At 60.0% G+C, this 21,812-nt stretch carries 20 protein-coding genes; 8 read left to right on the plus strand and 12 right to left on the minus strand.

The window, feature by feature from the left end; translation table 11 throughout:
* Positions 1-6 precede the first annotated feature (6 nt).
* Positions 7-1,107: an FUSC family protein gene (locus FHX76_RS04455; RefSeq protein ID WP_167148304.1), complete on the plus strand. Its 1,101-nt coding sequence runs from the start codon at positions 7-9 to the stop codon at positions 1,105-1,107.
* On the opposite strand, the gene FHX76_RS04460 is transcribed toward FHX76_RS04455, so the two are convergent.
* The 10 genes from FHX76_RS04460 to FHX76_RS04505 all read right to left on the minus strand — a co-directional run bounded on the left by FHX76_RS04460 (position 1,104) and on the right by FHX76_RS04505 (position 10,098).
* Positions 1,104-1,763, minus strand: a complete 660-nt coding sequence (locus tag FHX76_RS04460; RefSeq protein ID WP_167148306.1) for a hypothetical protein — start codon at positions 1,761-1,763, stop codon at positions 1,104-1,106. The genes FHX76_RS04455 and FHX76_RS04460 overlap by 4 nt on opposite strands.
* Before the next feature lie 204 nt (positions 1,764-1,967).
* Positions 1,968-2,522: a YceI family protein gene (locus FHX76_RS04465; RefSeq protein ID WP_167148308.1), complete on the minus strand. Its 555-nt coding sequence runs from the start codon at positions 2,520-2,522 to the stop codon at positions 1,968-1,970.
* A 169-nt stretch (positions 2,523-2,691) separates the two neighbouring features.
* A complete protein-coding gene (locus FHX76_RS04470; protein ID WP_167148310.1) occupies positions 2,692-3,489 on the minus strand; it encodes a TSUP family transporter in 798 nt (265 codons plus the stop codon).
* A gap of 99 nt (positions 3,490-3,588) precedes the next feature.
* Positions 3,589-4,674 (minus strand): zinc finger domain-containing protein, encoded by a 1,086-nt coding sequence (locus tag FHX76_RS16235; RefSeq protein WP_167148312.1) that lies wholly within the window; start codon positions 4,672-4,674, stop codon positions 3,589-3,591.
* A 73-nt stretch (positions 4,675-4,747) separates the two neighbouring features.
* The gene (locus tag FHX76_RS04480; RefSeq protein WP_167148313.1) at positions 4,748-5,242 is read right to left on the minus strand and encodes a ribose-5-phosphate isomerase; all 495 of its coding nucleotides are present in this window, start codon (positions 5,240-5,242) and stop codon (positions 4,748-4,750) included.
* Positions 5,243-5,282: 40 nt separating this feature from the next.
* Entirely contained in the window at positions 5,283-5,879 is a 597-nt protein-coding gene (locus FHX76_RS04485) for a GNAT family N-acetyltransferase (protein WP_167148315.1), read from the minus strand.
* Positions 5,880-5,883: 4 nt separating this feature from the next.
* Positions 5,884-6,486: a mycothiol-dependent nitroreductase Rv2466c family protein gene (locus FHX76_RS04490; protein WP_167148317.1), complete on the minus strand. Its 603-nt coding sequence runs from the start codon at positions 6,484-6,486 to the stop codon at positions 5,884-5,886.
* A 136-nt stretch (positions 6,487-6,622) separates the two neighbouring features.
* A complete protein-coding gene (locus FHX76_RS04495) occupies positions 6,623-7,582 on the minus strand; it encodes a carbohydrate ABC transporter permease (protein WP_167148319.1) in 960 nt (319 codons plus the stop codon).
* The gene (locus tag FHX76_RS04500) at positions 7,579-8,535 is read right to left on the minus strand and encodes a carbohydrate ABC transporter permease (protein ID WP_167150332.1); all 957 of its coding nucleotides are present in this window, start codon (positions 8,533-8,535) and stop codon (positions 7,579-7,581) included. Before FHX76_RS04500 ends, FHX76_RS04495 begins: the two co-directional genes overlap by 4 nt.
* 198 nt (positions 8,536-8,733) lie before the next feature.
* On the minus strand, positions 8,734-10,098 hold the full coding sequence (locus tag FHX76_RS04505; protein ID WP_243848579.1) for an ABC transporter substrate-binding protein: 1,365 nt from the start codon (positions 10,096-10,098) through the stop codon (positions 8,734-8,736).
* Between the two features lie 349 nt (positions 10,099-10,447).
* Here FHX76_RS04505 and FHX76_RS04510 point away from each other — a divergent pair, with 349 nt between their 5' ends.
* Positions 10,448-11,470 carry a substrate-binding domain-containing protein gene (locus FHX76_RS04510; RefSeq protein WP_167148323.1) on the plus strand — a complete coding sequence of 341 codons (1,023 nt, stop codon included), beginning with the start codon at positions 10,448-10,450 and terminating at the stop codon, positions 11,468-11,470.
* 117 nt (positions 11,471-11,587) lie between these two features.
* On the opposite strand, the gene FHX76_RS04515 is transcribed toward FHX76_RS04510, so the two are convergent.
* Positions 11,588-12,547 (minus strand): aldo/keto reductase, encoded by a 960-nt coding sequence (locus FHX76_RS04515; protein ID WP_167148325.1) that lies wholly within the window; start codon positions 12,545-12,547, stop codon positions 11,588-11,590.
* A gap of 148 nt (positions 12,548-12,695) precedes the next feature.
* Here FHX76_RS04515 and pepN point away from each other — a divergent pair, with 148 nt between their 5' ends.
* The 4 genes from pepN to FHX76_RS04535 all read left to right on the plus strand — a co-directional run bounded on the left by pepN (position 12,696) and on the right by FHX76_RS04535 (position 18,006).
* Positions 12,696-15,299 carry an aminopeptidase N gene (gene pepN, locus FHX76_RS04520; RefSeq protein WP_167148328.1) on the plus strand — a complete coding sequence of 868 codons (2,604 nt, stop codon included), beginning with the start codon at positions 12,696-12,698 and terminating at the stop codon, positions 15,297-15,299.
* Positions 15,299-16,312, plus strand: coding sequence for a mechanosensitive ion channel family protein (locus FHX76_RS04525; protein WP_341777859.1), 1,014 nt, complete (start codon positions 15,299-15,301; stop codon positions 16,310-16,312). Before pepN ends, FHX76_RS04525 begins: the two co-directional genes overlap by 1 nt.
* Complete coding sequence (locus FHX76_RS04530; protein ID WP_167148330.1) at positions 16,309-16,782, plus strand: globin; 474 nt, start codon at positions 16,309-16,311, stop codon at positions 16,780-16,782. Before FHX76_RS04525 ends, FHX76_RS04530 begins: the two co-directional genes overlap by 4 nt.
* Positions 16,783-16,845: 63 nt before the next feature.
* Positions 16,846-18,006 (plus strand): AI-2E family transporter, encoded by a 1,161-nt coding sequence (locus tag FHX76_RS04535; RefSeq protein WP_167148332.1) that lies wholly within the window; start codon positions 16,846-16,848, stop codon positions 18,004-18,006.
* Between the two features lie 194 nt (positions 18,007-18,200).
* Here FHX76_RS04535 and FHX76_RS04540 read toward each other — a convergent pair whose 3' ends face one another.
* Complete coding sequence (locus tag FHX76_RS04540) at positions 18,201-18,905, minus strand: DUF8185 domain-containing protein (protein WP_167148334.1); 705 nt, start codon at positions 18,903-18,905, stop codon at positions 18,201-18,203.
* Positions 18,906-19,011: 106 nt separating this feature from the next.
* On the opposite strand from FHX76_RS04540, the gene FHX76_RS04545 reads away from it, so the two are divergent.
* Together FHX76_RS04545 and FHX76_RS04550 are read left to right on the plus strand one after the other, a co-directional pair.
* Positions 19,012-20,673 carry an FAD-binding dehydrogenase gene (locus FHX76_RS04545; protein ID WP_167148336.1) on the plus strand — a complete coding sequence of 554 codons (1,662 nt, stop codon included), beginning with the start codon at positions 19,012-19,014 and terminating at the stop codon, positions 20,671-20,673.
* 194 nt (positions 20,674-20,867) lie between these two features.
* Complete coding sequence (locus tag FHX76_RS04550) at positions 20,868-21,788, plus strand: acyl-CoA thioesterase (protein ID WP_386762569.1); 921 nt, start codon at positions 20,868-20,870, stop codon at positions 21,786-21,788.
* Positions 21,789-21,812: the final 24 nt, after the last annotated feature.

Consider the following 21,812-nt stretch of genomic DNA (forward strand, 5'->3'; position numbering starts at 1 on the left):
GAACACATGGCAATAGTAAGTATTCGTGCGGCCCGTCGAGAGCCATGGATCCAGGCTGCCAAGACCCTCATTGCCACGCTTGCCGCCTGGTTTGGCTGCCTCGCGATTTTTCCAAACCAGGCCCCAATATTTGGCGCCATCGCGGCGCTGCTGTGCGTCCAGCCAAACGTCACTCAGTCGCTCTCAAAGGGCGTCGAGCGGGTCATCGGAGTTGTCGCCGGCGTCGCCGTTGCGTACGGGGCCGTACTTGTGTTTGGCTCCCCCGGTTGGCTGTTCATCCTCGCGATCGCTGTGTCAATTGTGCTCGGTTGGGCGCTGAGGATGACCACCACATCCTCAAACCAAATCGCGATTACGACCATGCTCGTGTTGGCGCTTGGCAATCAAGATCCCGACTATGCGCTCGGCCGCATTGCGGAAACGCTGATTGGGGCAGCGATCGGCATCATCGTCAACGCGGCCATCGCGGCCCCCGTGAAAATCACCCCGGCGCATATCGGGGTTCGCACCCTCGGCTATGACGCGTCGCGGTGCCTCGATCGGCTCTCCGAGGCGCTCACCGAACCGCAGTCAACGGAGTGGATCAACGAAATGCTCGCTGAGGTCCGGACCGTTGTGGATGATCGAGAAAAGGTGCGCGACCTGATCGGAGCCGCAAAGGAAAGCCTCGCGCTCAACCCGCGCGGCAGCCGCCACAGGACCCAGCTGGACGAGGATGCAACGCTCATGCGTTCGCTGAGCCCCATTATTACGCAGATCTCCGGGATGACGAGGGCGCTCCACGACAATTACTCGGTGACGTTACTCGAAGACCCAACAGTGCACGGCCTCGCTGAGGAGTTCAGGCGGGCCGCTCACGACCTCCGACGTATCTCTCAGCTCCGCGACGACCTCCATACGGAAGAAACGCCGGTGACGTCGCAGCTGCCAGCGCTCACGGCACCGTTTGCCATACTCCGCCCAAATCCGGTGCATTGGATTCTGATCGGGTCGCTGATGGAAGACCTGCGTCGAGTTCGAGACGGGATCGTCTCAATCAGCGAGCACGAGTCGTTTCGTCAGCCAAAGGATACCGGCAGAGGACAGGCATCAAGCTCGCCCAGCTAACTGCCAACGCTCGCCCCGTCAAACCGGACGCCAAAGAGTGATGTTGTACTTTTGAGCGATAAGTATGGAGTGTCAGGACGTATCCAGATATCAAAGCTGAGCCGATGCGATTGCCCCTGAACCGCGTTGAGGTAGGTTCGGGCCCCAAGCTCGTTAAAGGCAGCCGCACTCAGCCGCGTGGCACCCGGGATGTTCACGCCGTCCCATTTCACCGTGAAAATCATGTTCTCGAAAGCAATCGCACAATCACCAACGCAGGAATCGGGCTTAATGATGTTGGGGGTTATATTTCCTTTTGGGCTGTTGGGAGCAACCCGAACCGAAATCTCTGAGGTACTCGCCTCGTAGGTATTGATCGCTTTTGAATAACTTGGTCCCGTACGCGGCGAAATAAACATGTCGCTGTAGGGGTTTGTTGACGGATTGCTTTCCCGAAATGGGTACTTCGTGTCGTCTCCGTTATAGCTGAGCTGCAGGCTGAAGGCGGTTGCGCTGCCCAACGAGCCGGAGGAGCCCATAGTGGCGGCGCCCATGTCGGTGTAGGCCCCAGAAGTTGCGGTTGCCCCAACGATCACGGCGAGGCCAATGGCGGCGCCAACGGCCCCCACCGCAAGCGCGCGCCGAGGCGCAGTAAAATTCCCCAATTTTTTTCCCATACTCGTACAGTGCTACCAGCAGACAAAACATTACATAATTTCTATTCTGGCTTCCGGCCCATCGCCTTCGCGAGTGACCTGAACCCTAGTGCCAGATACGCAAAACGCAGGGCCCGCGCAACCATCCCCCCGGTTGGTTGTGCAAGCCCTGCGAGCCTTTGTGTGGGATTACATCCCGTTGCAAGCGTTCGCTTGCCAGTCAGACTAGGCGTTAAGCACAGCCTGAACATCAATTGTAATCGTAACGTCAGCACCAAGCAAGAAGCCACCGGTCTCAAGCGGAGCGTTCCAGGTGAGGCCGAAGTCTTCGCGCTTCACAACGGTGGTTGCGGTGAAGCCAGCCTTGTAGTTGCCGTACGGGTCGGTGCCGAAGCCACCAAAATCAAAATCAAAGGTGACAGGCTTAGTAATGCCCTTGATGGTCAGGTTTCCGTCTACCTTGTAGTCGCTGCCAACCTGACGAACGCCCGTCGAGACGAAGTCGATGGTTGGGAACTGCTCTGCGTCGAAGAAGTCGCCGGTGCGGAGGTGACCGTCGCGGTTTGCCTCGTTGGTGTTAACCGAAGCAACCTCTGCAGATGCCGTCACCGTCGAGTCGAGAGGGTTTTCGCCGGTAACAAACGTGGCCTCGAACTTCTCGAACTTACCCTTTACCTTGCTGATGGCCAGGTGACGAACGCTGAACGAAACTTCGCTGTGCGTTGGGTCGATGGTCCAGGTGCCAGCTTTGTAACCGGGGATGGTGATGGTGTCAGTCATGGGGTTCTCCTACAGAAAGATTTAGTTGAAGCTTGTAGCAATAGTGTAGCAAATACTTGTAGCTTCAAGTCAAGTTTTTCCATGCAAATTCATGAAACATTCAGCAACATCCTTGAGATTGCAGGGCAAACCAAGCGAAACGACCGAACAGACGGCCGGCACAAAGGGGCTAGTTGGCCGACATCCAGTCAGACACAACCGTCCACCCGAGAATCACAATGAGCACACACACCACGATCAGGAACAGCGCACGCACAAAACCGCTGCCCTTTGCGATTGCCATCCGTGCCCCAAGGTATCCGCCAAGGCAGTTTGCAATACCGAGTGCTATCGCCAATTCCCAGCGAACCGCCCCGAGCGGAATGAAGAAGGCAAGGGCGCCAAGGTTCGTAAAGACGTTAATGATTTTGGCGATCGCGCTGCCCTGCAGAAAGGTGAAGCCAAGCAAACCAACAAGCGCGATGACGAGAAACGATCCGGTACCAGGCCCCATCACGCCGTCATAGGCACCAATCAACAACCCGATCAGGATCGCGGTAATGAGGTGGCGACGATGTCCCTTGCGTTCGCGTTCGATCTCCCCCAGCGACGGCTTCGCAACGGTAAACACAAACACGCCGATCAAGGCAACGACGATGATTGGCCGAAAATACTCCGCAGGAATCGAACTCGCTACAACGGCCCCGCCAAACGAACCAAGAAACGCAAAGACCGCTGCGGGGATAGCCGTCCGCAGGTCAGGTTTCACCCGTCGGTAATACGTAATGGCACTGGTTGTTGTTCCAAAAATCGAACCGAGCTTATTCGTAGCGAGTGCTTGCACTGGCGACAGCCCCGGTATGAGCAAGAGCACCGGAAGCTGGATGAGCCCTCCACCACCGACAATGGCGTCGATCCAACCAGCCGCAAACCCCGCCACAACGACGAGCAGCAGCAGGCCCCACTGAATCTCATCTAACCCGAGCACAACACCAACCTACAATCGGGTGTGGTGAAGACGGTCGGTGACGGACACCCGTTACAACGGGGCCGCATCCAGACCATCGGATGTCGCTTGCCCGCAACGTCAGCGCTGACACGTTGGGCACCAATACAGCTTTCGATTCGCCATCTCTTCGAGCACGATATTGGTGCCACATCGGCGGCACGGAAGACCCTCGCGTTTATACACCCAGTGTCGATCGTCACGATTGGCCATGGCAAGCGTGTAGTCTTCGGGGCCGAGCGCATCCATCGTCATCATCTGGCCGAGGCGTACCCCAATTTCGAGCAGATACGCCCAGTCAACCCAGAGATCGTGCAGCTGCTCTCGGCTCAGGTTCTTTGCCGGAGTGTGTGGGTTGATGCCGGCCCGAAAGAGCATCTCGGCGCGGTACACGTTGCCAATGCCACTCACGACGGCTTGGTCCATTAGGACGAGGCCGATCGGGCGGGCCGTCTTTGACGCACGCTGGATAAAGGTTTGCTCTGCAGCATCAGATGGATCGTTCTGCGGGTCGGGCCCGAGCCGATCAATCACGGCCTGGATCTCAGCAGCGGTCGCAAGCTCACACACGGTTGGTCCCCTGAGATCGGCAACTGCCGATTCGGTCAGGATGCGCACCCGCACGGCACCAACCGGCGGCGGCGGAAACTCGCTCAACGCGTCAGAGACCGTATCTTGCTCTGCCATACGGATGCGGGCCCTGCGTGGCGCACCAATGCTGGCAACCGAGTCTTCGGCCGCGCTGTCTGCCGCATCCGAGCCAGGCGCGCCAAGCGGAAGGCCTCCCCTGTCTGCCCGAGGACCAGCAACGTGCGTTGGAGCGGACGCGGCAATGGCAGACGGCGACGAAGCGGTGAGCAGCTCAGTGCCACGCTGGTTGGTCTGCCCCATACGACCCTCTGCGCTCGCAATGGTTGCGTCGACGCTAATGTCGCCGGCAAAGTCCCATGCCCCATAGATGCCAAGGTGCACCCGCAGCCAGTGGCCATCCTCGAACTCGAGGAACATTTGTTTACCAACGGCGGTCGAGCCAATCATCCGCAGGCCATCAAGCACAGCGGCGCCCTCAACAAACCGCCCCTGCGGAGAACTCACCTGACACACGTGACCCACAAAGTTGCGGCCAAACTGTCGCGCGATGCGATGAACGGAATGCCCTTCTGGCACGATGAACTCCTTTGCACTGGCCCTGAACGCACATAGTTACCGTCAACCGGCGATACGCACCGGACGGCGCAGGCTAGTCGAGCGGGTCGACGCCCTTACCCTCAATCGTTCCGGTCGTCTCGTATTCGCCGAGCTGGGCAATACGACGCACGTGACGCTCGTCGCCGGGAAAAGGTTCAGCGATAAACGCGTCAATGAACGAGATAGCCTCATCAACCGTGTGCTGGCGGGCACCAATCGAGATGACGTTTGCGTTGTTGTGCTCACGCGCGAGTTTCGCCGTGCTCAGATTCCAGACAAGTGCCGCACGCGCCCCAACAACCTTGTTGGCCGCCATTTGCTCGCCGTTACCCGAACCGCCAAACACAACGCCAAGGCTGTCAACGTCATTAATCTGGTCACTCACAACCGCCTGGGCCGCGTTAATGCAGAATGCCGGGTAATCGTCGAGGGCGTCGTACTCCTTCGGGCCGTGATCAACGACCTCGTGCCCGGCCTCAGCAAGGTGCTGCTGCAACTGTTGGCTGAACTCAAGCCCAGCATGGTCGGTGGCAATGTGGATGCGCATAAGAACCCTTATCAAACGAGAGGCAAAAACTGCACCAAGCCTATCGCGCCGGGGGCACCGGCATCCGCATCTCAAGCTCCCGCTTGCTGATGTCGAGTGGATACGGTTGCGCCCGTCCCGTCGTCGCGAAACCGACACGCTCATAGAACCCGATGGCACGTGCGTTCTGCTCGTGCACAAACAGGTTCATTTCGGTGGCTGCGGATGACGTACGCACCCAGTCGAAGATGTGCTCAAGCATCCACTCCGCAAGGCCGGCGCCTCGGTACCCCGGCGAAATATAGACAGTGACCAGTTGCGCAAGCCCCCCGTTGTCGATGTATGCGCTCATGGTTGCAACCCATCGCCCCGTCGCAGAGTCGGCCGCTGCGAGCCCAACACAGTGTGGCGATTCGTTACGTTGCGCCCTGAACACCCACTCCTCGTCGATAAAAGCGAGCGACTGGGCAAGCGACTCAATGTACGCGGTCGGGGTATCCGCAAGCATCTCAAGCCTGAGCTCCCTGAGCGGTTGCCAGTGGCTGCGATCGATCACCACAAGATCAACCGCAAGTTCGTCTGCCGGGCTCGTTCGCTGGCTGTCCCCTCCCGCGCCTGGCACGCCAGCAGCGTCGGGAACGCTTTGGTTGTGAGCCATCCGCTTAGGAAAAAATCGGTCCAACCGTGCGCGAGCGTTTGAGCTCAAAAAATCCGTCATACGCAGCGACCGCAACGACGCCGTCCCACAGTTGAAGGGCGGCTTCGCCCTTTGGCGCAGGGGAAATGACCGGGCCAAAGAACGCGACCCCGTCAACAGAGATAACGGGCGTTCCCACGTCCTCGCCAACGCGACCGATGCCGTCGAAGTGGCTCGCGCGCATCTGCTCGTCGTACTGGTCTGTGTCGGCAAGCGCGGCGGCTTCTTCTGGGAGCCCAACCTCGGCAACGGCTTCGGCGATAATCGCGTCCCAATCGGTGCGTGCTTCAGGGTGGATGCGTGTGCCGAGTGCGTCGTACAACGGCTTCGTGTGCTTGGCCCCGTAGACCTGCGCGACGCCAGTCACGAGACGCGTGAGGCGGAGTGCGCGCGGGAAGAACGCGCGGTACTCGTCGGGCACATCGTTGTTTTCGTTGAGTACCGCGAGGCTCATGACGTTCCAGGTGATGTCAAGGTCGCGCTGTTCGGCAACCGTATCAACCCAACGACTCGTCATCCAGGCCCATGGGCACGACGGGTCAAACCAATATTCAACGTGTGTAGTCATGCGTCTACCCTAACCGCGCCGCGCAAGAACCCGCCGCAGTGATGTGTCGTCTTAGACCGACCAACGGCATCCGTTCGCCACATATTGCGAAAAATTGAACAAAAAATCGCAACAAGGGGCGAATGGATGCCGAGCCCTATCCCTTCGTTGACCCCGCAAGCAAGCCGCGTACGAAATACCGCTGCAGTGCGAAGAACACGATCAGCGGCACGATGATCGAGATGAACGCACCGGCAGGCAGCAGATGTTCGTTACGGCCGAAGTTGCCCGCCATATTGGCAAGCTTTGCGGTCAGCGGCGCCACGTCTGCGCTTCCGCCCGAGAATACGAGCGCAACAAGCAGGTCGTTCCAGACCCAGAGGAACTGGAAGATCGCGATGCTCGCGATTGCCGGCAGCGAAAGCGGAATGATAATGCGGAAGAAGATCTGCGTTTGCGACGCGCCATCCACCCTCGCAGCCTCAACCAACTCACCGGGAATCTCGGATACGAAGTTATGCAGCAAGAAGATCGCAAGCGGCAGCCCAAAGATCGTGTGCGCGATCCAAACGGCGAGGTAGGTTCCGCCAATATCGACCCCGTTAAAGAACTGCAAGAGCGGAATCAACGCCATCTGCAAGGGAACAATCTGCAGGGCGAAGACCAGCACAAACAGGATGCCCCTCCCCCGAAACGGGATCCACGCGAACGCATAGGCAGCCATAAGCGCCAGCAAAAGCGGGAAAATCGTTCCGGGAATCGTGATCACAAACGAGTTGATGAAATACGACGCGAGGTTATCGTTTGAGATGCTTGTTCCGCCAAGCACCTTGCCGTAGTTCTCCATGGTTGGGAACCAGTCAAGAAAGATGGTCCACCAGCCCTGGCGCTTATTCTCCTGCGGCCTGAACGAGGCGACAAAGAGGCCAAACGTTGGAATCGTCCAGAGGAACGCGATCATAATTGCCGCAACGGTCGCCCACCGCGAGGTGAGGCGACGCTTCACTCGATCAGCCTGGCCACCAGCAGACGCGTTGTGGCGGCCACGCGCCTTTCCGGTGAGAATCGCCGATGTGTCGAGCGACGGCGAGGCATCAGGGTTAATCTGTGTGCTCATCGGATTTCCCTCTGCTTTCTCAAGACGCGGACGTTGTAGATCACAATCGGCAGTACCAGCACAAAGATGACGACCGCTAGGGCCGCACCGTGGCCCCACTCATTGAAGCGAAACGCTTGGTTGTACATGTCAAGCGCGACAACGCTGGTGTCGTTGTTCCCGCTCGTCATTGTCTTGACGATGTCAAAGACCTTAAGGGTCGCGATCGTAATCGTTGTAACAACAACCACGAGGGAGCCCCTGATGCTTGGCAGCGTCACATTAGTGAACACCTGCCACCCGTTGGCACCGTCGAGGACTGCGGCCTCAACCTGCTCAACGGGGATCGCTTTGATGGATGCCGAAAGCACCACCATCGCAAATCCCGTCTGAATCCACACGAGCACAACGATGAGGAAGAACGTGTTGAGCGGGGCGGAGTTGAGGAACTGTATGGGCTCAAGACCGGACCAAACCAGCAACTGATTCAGGAGCCCCGTCTGTTCAAACCCTTTTGACCGGTAGGCATACATGAAGCTCCAGATGATGCCTGCACCAACAAATGAGATGGCCATCGGCATAAACACGAGCGACTTGAGCACCTTTTCACCGCGTGATTTGTCGATAAAGACGGCATACGCGAGGCCAAACACGGTCGAGAGTAGCGGGACGAGGATGACCCACACAACCGTATTCCGCAGGCTGATGAGGCTACCGCTATCGGTAAAGATCCAGACGAAGTTCTCAAGACCAATGAAGTCGCCCTGAGCATTGGTGAACGACTGCATCATCGTGCGGATGGCCGGATAGATCAGGCCAACCCCAAGCAGGATCAACGCTGGAGCAACAAAGACAAACATTTGCACATAGTCTCGCCCACGCTTTGGTGCGTGATCCGCGAGGAACAAGATGAGGCCAATGACGGCCAAAAAAATCAGCAACCCGGCAAACATCACGCCGAACTTTTGCCACATGTCGTCGAAAAAACTGCTTGAGTTTCGAGCGGTTGGCAACAGTGCCGAGCTGAGGGGCGTGTTGAATACCGAGAGGGAAAGATACGAAATCATGGGAACCTCTCAAAAAACGGGTGAAGGGGGCTCGGGCGAGGCAGTGTGTGCCCGGCCCGAGTCCCCTCACTGCGGATGAAGAATGAGCTGCTTACAGCCGAGGGATTACGGCCACGTTGCGTCTATTCCTTGCAGCACCTTGTCGGTGCTCTCTCCGTTGACCCAGTCAACGATTCCCGTCCAGAAGGAAGCAGAGCCAACGGCCGCCGGCATCAGGTCTGACGCATCAAACCGGAAGGTGGTCTTGTCGTCCTGCAGAATGCGAACCGCTTCTTTTCCAATGGGGCTCTGGGCGTTGTTGGGGTCGAGTCCCTTGTTTGCGCTAATCACACCGCCAAGCTTGACTCGGTTGTTTGCCCACAGGTCGCTTGAGAGGTAGGTCTGCAGTGCCTGCGTTGCCTTGCTGTCGCTGAATGCGGCAACAAACTCGCCTCCGCCGGTCACTGCATCTCCCTGGCCCTCTTCCTCGTTTGGAAGCAGGAAGGCCCAGACGTCTCCGTCTTCGGCAACCTTTGTTCCTTCTGGCCACTGGGCCTCGTAGAACGAAGCCTGGTGGTGCAGGGAGCAGTTGCCGTCAAGGATTGCGAGGCCTGCATCTTGGAAGGTAGTCGAGTTGATCGTCTTGACGTCACCGAAGCCGCCGTTGACGTTGACCGGGTCGAGGATGATCTCGCCAACCGAGTCGAATGCCTGACGAATCTCGTCGGAGTCAAACTTCACTTCGCCGGCAACCCACTTGTCGTAGACCTCTGGACCCTGCTGGCGAAGGACGTAGTCTTCGATCCAGTCGGTTCCTGGCCATCCGGTTGCGGTTCCTGACTCAAAACCAACACACCACGGGCGGTAGGTGTCACTCGAGTTGTCTTTTGCGAGTTCGGCGGTGAGGCTGTTGAGCTCGTCGAGTGTCTTTGGCGGTTCTACCCCGCGATCCGTGAAGTCAGCTGGCGAATACCAGACCCAGCCCTTGACGCTTGCCATGAGTGGGGCGGCGTAGAACTTGCCGTCTTTGCTGCCGTAGGTCTTCCAGCTCTCTGACCACCACTTATCGACGTTATCCTCAACCGACTGCGGCGGGTCAACAACTTTTCCGGTGTCGATCATGCGCTGCAAGAGCCCAGGCTGCGGGATGATGGCGAGGTCTGGCGGGCTTCCACCCTCAACGCGAACGTTGATTTGTGTCTCAAATTCTTGGTCACCGTTGTACTTCACGGTGATTCCGGTGCAGTCTTCGAAGTCGGCCCAGCTTTGCTGCAGCTGATCGGCCTCGACGTCAACGATCGTTGCGTACACTTCTACTTCGTCACCGTCGAAGGTGCCGTACTGCTCGTAGTCTGCGCAGTCGGCGGCGGCGTCTCCCCCGCCCGTCTCGGAGTCTGACGACCCGTTCGAACACCCGGCAAGTAGTAGGCCCGTGGCGCTCATAAACGCGATGGGCAAAAGCCACCGACGATGTTTCGCTGAATGTGTCAACTTAATCTCTCCTCTTCATTGAGTTGAGTCCCCCTGATCGGCGGTTGGGCTACTGCGCTGCGCCTGCTGTGCGGCGTTGCTCAGGCAGTGATACCCATCCACTCAGGAACCGATTCCACAAACCGTACGTCACGGGACCTCAGTTAATCAAGAGATTCTTGATTACACTTTGGACACGAGTTGCCAGAATGACGTTTCTACCGCACGTTTTGGCGGTTTCCTTGGCGCAGTCGGCCAGCATTCGCGCCTCCTACATCCACTCGAAAACATGGAACCGCTTCCAGAATGAGCGTTGCTGCGCTAGTATTTGCTGAGAAAAGCCAACCCGCCAATGAACGAGGAGGTTCATGTGGCAACCATCGCGGATGTTGCAAAGCTCGCCGGAGTCGCCAAGGCCACCGCGTCCAGGGCGCTCAGCGGGCAAGGCTACGTCGCCCCAGCAACACGCGAGCGGGTTGCGGATGCCGCACACGCCCTCGGTTACATCGCCTCGGCAAACGCCTCTGGCCTCGCAACCGGCCGCAGCCAAAGCATCGCGGTGCTCATCCCCCTCATTAACCGTTGGTTCCTTGCCGAAGTCCTCCAGGGCCTCGAAAGTGCGCTGCTCGCCGCCGGCTACGACATGACTGTCTACAATGTGAGCCACATGAGCGCCAACCGGAGCCGTGTCTTTGATTTCTTCCTGGTTCGCCGCTCGTTTGACGCCGTCATCCTCGTTGGCATTGACGCTTCAGCAACTGAGCTCGAGACGATCCAACGGCTTGACAAACCGGTTGCCTGCGTCGGCGCACCAATAGACGGGCTCGACAGCTACGTACTCGACGATTACCGGGCTGCCCAGCTGGCAACCGAACACCTACTTGGCCTCGGGCACACGAAAATCGTCTTTGTCGGCGGGCCGCAGAATCACTTCCATGACAACGATCCGGCGTCATCCCTCGTTCACAGTGACCGATTCAGGGGATACTCGGATGCCATGACCTTGGCCGGGCATGCCGCCGCAATCACGCACGCACCAACACCACTCGATCTTGAAAGCGGACGCCAGGCGGGCCGACGCTGGTTGGCGCATCCAGACCACCCCGTCACAGCCGTGCTTGCAGAAAGCGACGAGGTCGCGTTTGGGGTTATTCTTGCGGCGCAGGAGCTTGGCAAGCGCGTGCCGTCTGACGTGTCAATCGTTGGCATCGACGGGCACGACTACGCTGAGACGTTTGGTCTCACGACTGTGCAGCAGAACCCACAACAGCTTGGAATGAGTGCCGTGAGTGATCTCTTAGAGCGCGTCACCGGCGATGATGAGCGCCGTCACCCGAGCCCGGTTGCGCCGGACTTCGTTGTGCGCCACTCAACAACGGCTCCCCCTCGCTAGTGCCGCGTTCAATCGATCTGACCCAAATGTGCCTATTTCTCGAAAAACAGACACATTTGGGTCAGGTCGAATCGCGGCGCGAGGTCGCGCGGCAGGTTAGGGGGGGGGTAGGCGGGGTTAGGCGCGGGGGAAGAGCACGTCGATCTGGGCGCGTTGCTCGGCCGTTGGCTTCCACGAGACGCCCTGCTCGGCGTTTTGACGCACCTGCTCCGGCGTCGTCGCTCCGGCAATCACACTGCTGAGGACCGGGTTGCTGAGCAACCAGCCAAACGTAGCCTCCAACATCGTCACGCCCCAACCCATACACAGCCGCTCGTACTCTTCAATGGCGTCCCACGGGGCCGTCTCGATGAGGTGGGGGCGCTGACGCATGATGCGGGTGTCGGCCGAGCCTCCGTCGCGCGTGAACTTGCCGGTGAAGAGGCCGTTGTAGAGCGGGAAGAACGGCAAGAAGCCAACGCCGTATTCCGCGAGCGCCGGCATGAGTTCGCGCTCGGCATCGCGCACGAGGAGGCTGTACTCGTTTTGGGCAGAGATAAAACGGGAGTGCCCCGCGAGCTTGGACTTGTACTCGGCATCCGCAACCTGCCACGCAGCAAAGTTTGAGTGCCCGATATAGCGAACCTTACCCTCGTGGATGAGCTCGTCGAGGGCCGCGAGCGTCTCCTCGATAGGGGTGTTTGGGTCAGGGGTGTGCAGCTGGTAGAGGTCGATCCAGTCGGTTTGCAGTCGACGGAGTGACTGCTCAACGGCCAGCCGCACGTACTGCCGTGAACCGCGGGCACCCCACGAGGGAATGTCGGAATCCATGTCGGCGTGACCAAACTTCGTCGCAAGCACAACTTCGTCGCGGCGGCCCGCGAGCGCGTTGCCCATGAAGGTCTCGCTTCGACCGTATCCGTAGCCATAGACGTCAGCAGTATCAAACAGGGTGATACCTGCGTCGAGGGCTGCGTGGATGACGGCGGTGCTGCCGTCTTGCCCCTCGGTTGCTGCCCCAGGGCGACCAAAATTGTTGCAGCCAAGCCCAACCGCAGAGACCCGGAGCCCTGAGCGCCCAAGCGAACGATATTCCATAGTTACCTCCAAGTATGACCGTGGCACGTCAACCGCACCGTCGGATGGGTGTCGCCCAGCCTTCATTCGAGTCTATGCGCGTAGGCTGGATGCGTGCGGGCGCGACAGGCTGCGTCCCTCGTACCAGCAGAACATAAAGGAGATGCACGTGCCAGGAGAGAACCTCACCCGGACCGAAGCCATCGAGCGTGCGGCGCTCATCAGTGTTGAGAGCTACGAGGTCACCCTCGATCTCACGACTGGGCCTGAGGTGTTCCGCAGTGAGACGACGGTTCGCTTCAGTGCAACCCTCCCAGCCGGTCAGGACAAGGCATCCACGTTCATTGACGCGTTTACTCGCACCGTGCACAGTGTGACCCTCAACGGCGTTGCGCTTGACCCGTCCGCTGTCAGCGACGGCATCCGCATCCAACTCGACGGCCTCGCCGCGGACAACGTGCTCACGGTGATCGCCGACGCGGAGTACACCAACACCGGCGAGGGGCTGCACCGCTTTGTTGACCCCGTCGACAACGAGGTCTATCTGTACACCCAGTTTGAGGTGCCGGACTCGCGCCGCATGTTTGCCGTGTTTGAGCAGCCAGACCTCAAGGCATCCTTTACCTTCGCGGTCACCACACCATCGCACTGGAAGGTTATTTCGAACGAGGCGGCTGCTTCCTCGGTCGCGACAGACGGCACGCTCGTCACGGTATTTGAGCCGACCCCACGTATCTCTTCCTACATCACGGCTCTCATTGCCGGGCCATACGCCGAAGTGCGCAGCGAGCTCACGAGCTCTGACGGCCGGGTGATTCCGCTTGGCCTGTTTGGGCGCGCGTCACTCACCGAATACCTCGATGCCGACTACATCTTCGAGAAGACCCGTCAGGGATTTGCGTTCTTCGAAGAGAAGTTTGGCCACCCGTATCCTTTCTCGAAGTACGACCAGCTCTTTGTTCCAGAGTTCAATGCAGGGGCAATGGAGAATGCTGGCGCCGTCACCTTCACTGAGACCTACGTGTTCCGTTCACAGGTCACGGATGCCGTGCGCGAGCGCCGCGTGGTCACGGTGCTGCACGAGCTTGCCCACATGTGGTTTGGCGACCTCGTCACGATGCGCTGGTGGAACGACCTCTGGCTCAACGAGTCCTTCGCGGAGTACATGTCAACCCTGGCAACGGCGGAGGCAACCGAATGGACCGAGGCGTGGACCACGTTTGCGGCACTCGAGAAGTCGTGGGCGTACCGCCAAGATCAGCTCCCCTCGACGCATCCCATCGTTGCGACCATCAACGACCTCGAAGACGTGCAGGTGAACTTCGACGGCATCACCTATGCAAAGGGCGCATCGGTGCTCAAGCAGCTCGTCGCCTGGGTTGGTCAGGATGATTTCCTCACGGGAGTGAACCGCTACTTCACCAAGCACGCGTGGGGCAACACGGAACTCACCGATCTCATGGTCGAACTCGAAGCCACCAGCGGGCGAGACCTCGCCGACTGGTCGCAGAAATGGCTCGAAACAGCCGGGGTCAACACGCTCCGCACGGTCATCGAGACCGACGACGACGGCATCATCACGCGCTTCGCGATCGCACAGAGCGCACACCCCGAGTATCCAACCATCCGGCCACACCGTCTTGCGGTTGGCCTGTACAACACCGTCGATGGGGTGCTCGCCCGCACCAACCGTATCGAGCTCGATGTTGACGGTGAACTCACCGAGGTTCCGGAACTCGTTGGGATGCCCCGGCCTGAGCTCGCCCTCGTAAATGATGACGACCTTGCCTACGCAAAGGTGCGTCTCGACGATCTCTCCGCGCTCACGGCGTTCGATTCGCTCTCACTCGTGAGTGACCCGCTTGCCCGCGCCCTCGTCTGGGGATCCCTCTGGGATGAAACCCGCGACGCCGAGCGACGCCCAAGCGATTTTGTGCAACTTGTGCTCAGGCACGTTGGCAGCGAAACCGAATCGACCACGCTCCGCACCGTGCTCGGCCAGCTCACCCTCGCTGCAGACCTCTACGTTGCTCCAGCATCTCGCGAAGCCGTTCGCAAAGAGGTTGGGGATGCCCTGTGGCGCCTCGCGCTCGAAGCATCAGCAGGCTCGGACGCCCAGTTCCAGTTTGTGCGCAACTTCGCGTCCTTCGCCCACACCGAGGCCCAGCTGGATGCTGTGAGCGACCTGCTCGAAGAGCGCGTGACGCTCAAGGGCCTCGACATTGACACCGACCTCGGTTGGGAACTGCTTATCGCGCTCGCGGCAGGCGGGCGCATCACCCCAGACGAAATCGATGAGGCGCTCGCAAGCGACAACACCTCAAGTGGACAGCAGTCAGCGGCACACGCCCGCGCGGCCCTTCCGACCGCTGCCGACAAGCAGGCGGCGTGGGATGCGGTGGTCACCGATGCCAGCGCCTCCAACCTCGTCGTGCGCGCGACCGCCCTCGGCTTTCTGCAAGCTGACGACCTCTCGCTACTTGAGCCGTTCCTGCCGCGCTACTTCGACAGCCTTGGACGACTGTGGACCGAGCGCAGCTACGCGATCAGCAGCACGCTCATTACCGGGCTCTACCCGTCTCCCCTCGCCGCGCATCCAACCCTCGGCCCAGCCCTTGTGTCGGCGACCACAGAGTGGCTCGACACCAACCCAGAGCCCGCAGCGCTTCGACGGCTCATCGTCGAAAACCTCGCAGGAGTTGAGCGGGCGCTCGCGGCACAGCACGCGGATGCAATGCTGACCCCCACCGGCGGAGCAGGAGATGATGCCTAGTGGACGAACCCGTAGAAGAACCAGTAACCGAGGTCGCCAACACGATGTGGCAGGAGTTCCTCAACTTCCTCCAGACCTACCAGGTGCCGATTAGCGTCGTCATCATCATTGTCGTGGCCGTTGTGCTGCGTTTTGTCTTAATCAAATCGGTGCAGAAGGTCGTCACCCAGATCGTGACGGGCGCCAAGAAGAGCCAAAACGTCGACGACACCCAGGCAATTATCGGTTCGCCGCTGCTGGCCGCACGGCTCGTGCAGCGCACCCGCACCCTCGGCAGCGTCTCAAACAACCTCATCACAATTACGATCAGCGCCGTTGCGCTCGTCATGATCCTTGGCCAATTTGGCGTCAACCTCACGGCAGTGCTCGCTTCGGCCGGTATCGTCGCGGCTGGCCTCGCGTTTGGCGCGCAGAACATCGTCAAAGACGTGCTCAACGGCATCTTCATGGTGTTTGAGGATCAGCTTGGTGTGGGCGACGAGGTCGAGATCGGTGAAGTCTCCGGCCGGGTCGAGGCGGTAGGCATCCGCATCACCCAGGTGCGAGATGTGCACGGCACCCTGTGGTTTATCCGCAACGGCGAGATAGCCAGGGTCGGAAACCGCTCGCACGACTGGTCTCGCGCCATCCTAGACCTCGCGGTTGCAGGGGATGCAGACATCGAGCTGGCAAAAGAGGTCATCCAGAGCACCGCCGAGACCGTCGTGCGCCAGCCGCGTATCGCCGCACGGGTGCTTGAACAGCCGGCAGTATGGGGCCTAGAGTACGTCAACGGCGATCAGGTCATCATCCGCCTCGTCGTGAAGACTCGCTCCGGGTCTCAGTGGGAAATCTCCCGCGTCCTCCGCGAGGCGCTCAAACTCAACCTCGACCAGGCCGGCATTACGCTCTCCTCGACCGCGCCGGTCGCCGTCAGTTTCAGCGGCGTCGATGGGCCGCCGCCAACTCCACGCAAACCAAACGATTACCGCCAAGGGCCACCAAAGAGCGGCCGAAGAAGGAACACCCAATGACCGACAACAGTCCACAGAGCCTCGGCCCTGTTTCTGCACCAGCGCCCCGGCTCACCCTGCGCACCGCAGAAAACGGCGACGCAACCCACGACACGTTTTACGCACAGGTTGGCGGACACGAAACGTTTGTGAAGCTTGTCCACGAGTTCTACAAGGGCATCGCGACCGACCCAGTTATGAAGCCAATGTATCCAGAGGAAGACCTCGGCCCCGCCGAAGAACGCCTGCTCATGTTTCTTGAGCAGTACTGGGGAGGCCCAGGAACCTACAGCGAGAACAGGGGGCACCCTCGACTCCGGATGCGCCACGTGCCGTTCCACGTCAACCCCGATGCCCGCGATCGATGGCTGTATCACATGCGAAACGCGATGAACACCCTCGACCTTGCCCCCTTGCACGAGGCCACCATGTGGGACTACTTTGAGCGAGCGGCACACGCTATGGTCAATACCCACGAGCCAACGCCATAGCAAGGCAAGCGGACAGCCGTTCCAAACCTTCATACGCCGTACCAACTGAGAGAGCCACAGCCCATGACTGAGTCGACTCCCCCAACAAACGCTCCGCCAACCTGGCGCGATGGCTACGGCCACGTGGCAACGCGCGCACTGCAAACCATCATCATCCTGGTGCTCGCGGTTGGCGTCATTTACGCGTTCATCCAGCTCAAGATCGTCGTCATTCCCGTCATCATCGCGCTCATCATCGCGAGTGCCTTCAGCCCAGTTCTCGGCTGGATGCGAAGGCGCGGACTGCCAGGCGCGCTTGCTGCGACCATCTGCCTCGTTGCGAGCGTCATCGTGATTGGCGGCGTCATCTGGCTCATCGTTACCCAGGTGCAAAAAGATTGGGCCAAACTTGCGCAGCAAGCAACGGACGGCTTCAACGAGGCTCTTGACTGGTTCAACCACCTCGATCTACCCATCGACACGTCAAAGATCCAGGAGATCCAGGATGGGCTCCTCGACTTTGTCACGAGCGGTTCATTCGCAACCGGCGCGCTTTCCGGCGTAGCCGCAGCCGGCGAGCTCATCACATCGACACTGCTCACGATTGTCATTCTGTTCTTCTTCATGAAGGACGGGCCAAAGATCTGGCACTTCATGACGGGACGCCTCGCAACCGCAGTCCGGATCAAAACGGACCGCGTGGCTGAGCGCAGCGTCACCGTACTCGGTGGCTACGTTCGCGGCACCGCAACCGTGGCGCTCGTCGATGCGACGGGCATTGGAGTGGCACTGCTTATCCTGCAGGTGCCCCTCGCGCTTCCCCTATCGATCATCGTCTTTATTGGTGGATTCATCCCCATCGTTGGGGCGACGGTTGCCGGAATCCTTGCCGCGCTTGTTGCCCTCGTCACCAACGGCATCTGGGGCGCGATCATCGTTGTTGCCGTGGTCATCCTCGTGCAGCAGCTTGAGGGCAACTTCTTGCAGCCGGTGCTCATGGGTAACGCGCTCAAGCTCCACCCGCTTGTCATCCTGATTGCGCTGACCGCCGGCACCGTGCTCGGTGGCATCATTGGCGCTATCCTCTCGGTTCCGATCACCGCGGTCGGCTGGGCCATCGCCAAGGCGTGGTTTGGCGAAGACGACTACGGGGCCGTTGGCAAACTCGACCTTGACGATTTTGGAGAGAATCCCGACGTCGAGGTGCTCTCGACAGAGGAACCCCCTACGCAATCCGTTTTGTGAGCCACGAGTGCCCTCATTTCGACCCAAATCTCTGATTTTTGGTCGATTTGGGGGCACTCAGCGCTTTGCGTACTGATGGGCGCTTGGCGCACGGGCGCTCGGTGCACGGTGCGAGGTGGATTGGCGCCCGGTGTTTGAGTGCCCGGCGGATGGCGCCCAGCGGAAGACTGCCCGGTGAACGAGGCGAACGCCCGTTAGCGCCCGCGGCGGACAAGCACGTGGCCGCGCTTCAGTGAGAGTCGCTGCCAATTGCCAGCGGTAAAGACGGGGGTCATGCCATCAATCGCGGCTTTGGGGCCACGTCCGCGGGCATCAGGCGTAAACCCGAGCGAGACAGCCGCAAAACCAGCGCCAGCGGGAACCGGTACCTCAGCATCAGGAACAATCCGTCCCCACACTTCGCCGCGAACCTTTCGGATAATGTGCTCGCCAACATCCGTCGGCACAGCCTTCGCGACCTCAGCGATGCCGAGCTCTGCCGCATCCACCAGCTGGGCTGCCTGCACCGTGCCGCTACGCTCCCAGCCGCCGCGAGGGGGCAAGATTCCCGCCCAACTGACGGTCGTCGTCATCGGAGGAACGCCGACCGCAACAGGCACACCGATTTCGCCAGGTTGCTGCTCGGCGACCTCGATGTGAGCGAGGCGATCAAGAATGCTGCGCACCGGAACAACCACGTCAAAATCAACATCCGGTGCGATGGCCCACGTGCGCAGCCCCAGAACGGTTGGCGTGCTGTCGAGCAGACCCGAGGGGTACAACACGCCAACATAAACGGCCAACACGCCGCCGCCCGCAACCAGCCGGGTAGCAGTATCGTCAACTCTCGCGGCACGTTCAAGGAAAACCCTGAAGTCAGAAAACGCAAAACTATCGTCAAGTGTGAATGAGAGCGCCATATTCCTTCTAAACTACCAAGGAACTGGGGACTGCGGGGCGCAGACAAAACCTTCGCTCCGGCGAACATAAACACCACAGCAAAACAGGTACGACAAAGGAGTCGGGATGGCACAGAAAAACGCACAGGATGCAGACGTCATCATCGTGGGGGCGGGCCTCTCTGGGCTTGTTGCGGCGGCGGAACTGATCGACGCTGGCAAACGCGTCATCCTGGTTGATCAAGAACCCGAAAGCAACCTCGGCGGGCAGGCCTGGTGGTCCTTTGGCGGGTTGTTCCTCGTCGACAGCCCAGAACAGCGCAGACTCGGCGTACACGACAGCTTCGAGTTAGCGAGACAAGACTGGTTCGGAACGGCTGGCTTCGACCGGCCCGAAGACAACTGGCCTCGGCAGTGGGCAGAGGCATACCTCCACTTCGCACACGGCGAGAAACGCGCCTGGCTCAAATCGCTTGGCGTCTCGTTCTTCCCGATTGTTGGATGGGCGGAACGCGGAGGATACGGCGCTATCGGTCACGGCAACTCGGTCCCACGATTCCACATCACCTGGGGAACGGGACCAGGCATCGTCGCGCCGTTCGAAGCAATCCTCAGGCGCGGCATCGACGAGGACCTCGTCACGTACCGTCCGCGTCACCGAGTCACCGAGTTGCTCGTTGAGGCTGGCAGCATCATCGGCGTTGCCGGTGAATTGCTCGCGCCGAGCCCTTCAGCCCGCGGGCAAGCCAGCAGCAGGCTCGTCACCGACACGTTCGAGCTCCACGCCAGTGCGGTTATCGTCACGAGCGGTGGCATCGGCGGCAACCACGAGCTCGTGCGTAAGGCCTGGCCAGAACGGCTTGGGACGCCGCCCGAGCATATGCTGTCAGGCGTACCAGCACACGTTGATGGCCTCATGCTCGGCGTTGCAGAGCAGGCAGGCGCCAACCTCATCAACGGCGACAGGATGTGGCACTACGTTGAGGGCATCACCAATTGGGATCCGGTTTGGGAGAAACACGGCATCCGTATTCTTCCCGGCCCGTCGTCTCTGTGGCTGGATGCGACCGGCAAGCGGTTGCCGGTTCCGCTGTTCCCCGGTTTTGATACCCTCGGCACGCTCGAGCACATCCAACAAACGGGCTACGACCACTCGTGGTTTATCCTCACGCAAAAGATTATCGAGAAGGAGTTCGCGCTCTCTGGAAGCGAACAGAATCCCGACCTCACCGGCAAAGACCTCAAGCTGCTGCTCAAACGAGTTGGCCCTGGCGCGCCAGGTCCCGTCGAAGCATTCAAGGAGCACGGCGAGGATTTTGTTGTTGCCAACACCCTCGCAGAGCTGCTGGCCGGCATGCAGAAGCTGAGTGACGCGCCGCTCAACGCCGAGTCGGTTATCCGTGAAGTTCAGGCAAGAGACCGCGAGATTCTCAACCCCTTCACCAAAGACCTGCAGGTCACGGCCATCAGGGGCGCAAGGAACTATCGGGGCGACAAACTCATCCGCGTCGCAAAACCGCATCGCTTGCTCGACCAGTCTGCGGGGCCGCTCATCGCGGTCAAACTCAACATCCTCACCCGCAAGAGCCTTGGTGGAATCGAGACCGACCTGCAGGGGCGTGTCCTCAACGCTGCCGGCGCCCCGATCGACGGGCTCTACGCCGCCGGCGAGGCAAGTGGATTCGGCGGCGGCGGCGTGCACGGCTACCGTGCCCTCGAGGGTACCTTCCTCGGTGGATGCCTCTTCAGCGGCAGGACGGCAGGTCGCGCGGCTGCCCGCGCAGTGTGACCGTAGCGGCGGTTTGGTCATCGAGACAGTGTGGTCGATGGCACGGTGTGACGCCGTAACCAGCTGTCAGATTCGAATAACCGCCCACGGCTGATGCCGGGCGCGCCCGAGTGCATGCACCCTCTGGCGGTTGCTGGCGGCATAATGAGAGGGTTGCATGAACGGCGCGGCCAAACCCCGCCAGAGGAGTGATCGTGGCGAATACCCCAGAAACAACTGGTTCACTTGAGACCCTGTTTGAGACCCTGACGCTCGAATCGAATGGGGCTCGCACAACCGAAGAGATTTTTGTTGGCAAACCGATGCAGACGCCACACGGGCGCGCATTCGGCGGTCAGATCTTGGCCCAGGCCATTATGGCGGCGTCACAAACCATCGACAGGGAACGCGTCATGCATTCGATGCACGGATATTTTCTGCGACCCGGCGATACAAACGTGCCCATGACGTATTCGGTGGACCGGCTTTACGACGGCCGCTCGTTTTCGACGCGGCGCACGCAGGTGTATCAGGGTGGAAAACCGATGCTTTCAATGATCGCGTCGTTCCAGTCGACTGACCCAGGACTCGAACACCAGAAGAACTTCGACATGTCAAGCGTGCCTGCGCCCGAGGACATCCCGAGCCTTTGGGACCGTTATGGTTCTCTCGCTGGAACCCATCCACGCGTCGACTGGATTCTGCAGCGCCCATTTGACATCCGACACACGGAGTCGCCGATCTTTCTTGGCGTTGAGGGGGCGAAGGTCGCGCATCAGGCAGAGTGGGTGAAGACCCTTGGTCCGGTCCCGGATGCCCCGGAGTTTCACCGCGCCGCCCTTGCCTTTGCGAGCGATTATTCAATTCTTGAGCCGATCCAGCGCCGGCACGGTATTTCCTGGACGACGCCTGGACTGAGCGCGGCAAGCCTCGATCATGCCATGTGGTTTCACCGGCCGTTTCGCGTTGACGAGTGGCTGTTGTTTGTGACCGAGTCGCCAAGCGCACAGGGGGGACGGGGGCTCTCGACCGGGCGCGTGTATTCTCGCGATGGCGTACTCGTGGCAAGCCTCTCGCAGGAGGGCATGGTCCGCGTACCGGAGGCGCCAGTGGTGGAGGATCAGACCCTGGTGTAATCCGGCCAGCGCGTGCGCCTCAGT

This window comes from Lysinibacter cavernae (assembly GCF_011758565.1).
GTDB classification, from domain to species: domain Bacteria; phylum Actinomycetota; class Actinomycetes; order Actinomycetales; family Microbacteriaceae; genus Lysinibacter; species Lysinibacter cavernae.